The organism is Oleiphilus sp. HI0123, from assembly GCF_001635315.1.
Window position 1 is genome coordinate 1 of the sequence record NZ_LWGE01001412.1, and the last position, 1,331, is coordinate 1,331.

Here is a 1,331-nt window from a genome sequence, read left to right on the forward strand (position 1 = left end):
TTCTAAAAACGCGACTTCGCCCACTTGCGCCCGTGGTGTTTGGGTCGTGGCGATAAAGCGATCTTTGGAGTCAAGGTAGACGAAAACATTAAGCGGATCACCAACTTCACAATCTTCAGGCACATAGCGTTTTGGCAGAAGTATTTCACCAAGCCAGCCGCCTTGTAGGTAGGCGCCCTGAGGCTCGAATTTGATAACTTCTAATAAATTATTGCGACCGATTTTTGCCAAAGTATACGTACCTGTTCAGACAGATTTGAGGGAGTAATTTTCGCAGAGTGTACATCTCTTTTACGTCAATCACTAGGTATATTCCTAAAACTATATTAGTATTGTCTAATATAGTTAAGGTTTAATTGATGATGTGAGCTAAAAGAGGAAGGTTAAGTGAACAATAACGAGCCCTTGGTAATCGATTACTTTAGTGATGTTCTGTGTATCTGGGCGTGGATTGCCCAAAGACGAATTGAGGAAATGAAAGAAGAGTGGGGGGAGCAGGTTTTGCTGCGCCGACACTATATTAACCTCTTCGGCGATACGAAAACGCGAATGGCAAAACAATGGGGGGAGCGCGGTGGCTACGAAGGCTTCGGTCGTCATGTGCAAGATGCTGCGGCTCCTTATGATAATGCGCCGGTTAACCCGGAAATCTGGAAGACTGTGCGGCCAAAATCCTCTTTGAATGCGCACTTAGTCCTCAAGGCTTGTGAGCTAGCGTATAGCCCTCAGCGCTCTGCTGATTTAATGCTGTTAGTGCAAAAAAGTTTTTTTGTCGATAATCTGGATGTGGGCTTGCTTGATAATGTGCTCTTGCTGGCTAAGCAAAGTGGTATGGATAGCGATGCATTAAAAACCTTGATTGATGAAGGTGATGCGGCAGCACTATTGATGAGCGACTATCAGAAAGCAGCAGAACTGAATATTAAAGGCAGTCCTTCATGGATTATGAATAATGGTCGACAAGAACTCTTTGGAAACGTTGGTTACCGAATATTACGAGCCAATATTAAAGAGGTCTTGTCGAAACCGGGCTATGAAGCGAGCTGGTGCTAGTCTACGTCGGTGCCGGCTTCATCTTCTCCGATCACTTCTTTTTCTTTTAGGGCTGCTTCGTACCAATGCTTCATTGAAGGTAGGGTAAGCAAGCGGTCGATATAAGCTCTGCTGGTATCCGATACTTCAATTTGATAAGTCGCAAAACGGGAAGCAACCGGAGCAAACATGCAGTCGGCAATGGAGAACTCTCCAAACAACCAATCGCCATCATGGCGGTTGAGCGCATCTTGCCACATGCCGTCGATGCGTTGAATATCCTTAATGCAGTCCTCATG

3 protein-coding genes are annotated in these 1,331 nt (G+C 45.4%); 1 reads left to right on the forward strand and 2 read right to left on the reverse strand.

All coding sequences use genetic code 11. The annotated features are described in order from the left end of the window. The coding region (locus A3761_RS18160; RefSeq protein ID WP_197473103.1) for a S1-like domain-containing RNA-binding protein at nucleotides 1–231 on the reverse strand (231 nt) is incomplete at its 3' end. A 156-nt stretch (nucleotides 232–387) separates the two neighbouring features. On the opposite strand from A3761_RS18160, the gene A3761_RS18165 reads away from it, so the two are divergent. Continuing rightward, entirely contained in the window at nucleotides 388–1,053 is a 666-nt protein-coding gene (locus A3761_RS18165) for a DsbA family protein (RefSeq protein ID WP_068507947.1), read from the forward strand. Here the strand turns inward: A3761_RS18165 and A3761_RS27900 are convergent. Continuing rightward, the coding region (locus A3761_RS27900) for a glutathione S-transferase C-terminal domain-containing protein (protein ID WP_369808231.1) at nucleotides 1,050–1,331 on the reverse strand (282 nt) is incomplete at its 5' end. The genes A3761_RS18165 and A3761_RS27900 overlap by 4 nt on opposite strands.